General features: G+C 68.3%; 1 protein-coding gene. It reads left to right on the top strand.

Annotation, left to right across the window (positions count from 1 at the left end; translation table 11 throughout):
- A partial coding sequence (locus SAZ01S_RS23440) for a rhodanese family protein (protein WP_084584722.1) occupies positions 1-473 on the top strand: 473 nt, incomplete at its 5' end.
- Positions 474-590: the final 117 nt, after the last annotated feature.

Genomic DNA, 590 nt, shown 5'->3' with positions numbered 1-590 from the left:
AGGCCGGCGCGCGACTGGTCGACATCCGCGGTACCGACGAACACGCGCGCGCGCGCATCCCCGGCGCGTTGAACCTCCCGCTCGAGCGGATCGGCGAGATGCCCCGCGACGGGCGCCAGGTCATCTTCCACTGCCGTTCCGGCATGCGCACCGCGGCGAACGCGGCACAGCTACGTGCTGCCGCAGCAGACGCCCCGTCCTATGTCCTCGCAGGCGGAATCGATGCATGGCGGACGGCAGGCCATCCCGTGATCGCCGACCCTTCGCAACCGATCGAGATCATGCGCCAGGTGCAAATCACGGCAGGCGCGCTGGTGCTGGCCGGGGTGCTGCTCAGCCTCTTCGTCGCCCCGGGATTTATGGGCCTGTCCGCCTTTGTCGGCGCAGGGCTGATGTTCGCCGGCATTACCGGCTGGTGCGGGATGGCAAACCTGTTGCGGTTGATGCCTTGGAATCGGCGCGCAGGCGCTTGAGGCGAGAATGGACACCGCCACGCTTCTCGCCACGCTCGCCTCGGGAGGCGTGATCGGTCTGGTTCTCGGCCTGGTCGGCGGGGGAGGATCCATCCTCGCCGTACCCCTGCTAGTCTA

Source organism: Sphingomonas azotifigens NBRC 15497 (genome assembly GCF_002091475.1).
GTDB lineage: Bacteria > Pseudomonadota > Alphaproteobacteria > Sphingomonadales > Sphingomonadaceae > Sphingomonas > Sphingomonas azotifigens.
Note: the sequence above shows the minus strand (reverse complement) of the source record. Positions and strands in the feature narration are given on the sequence as shown.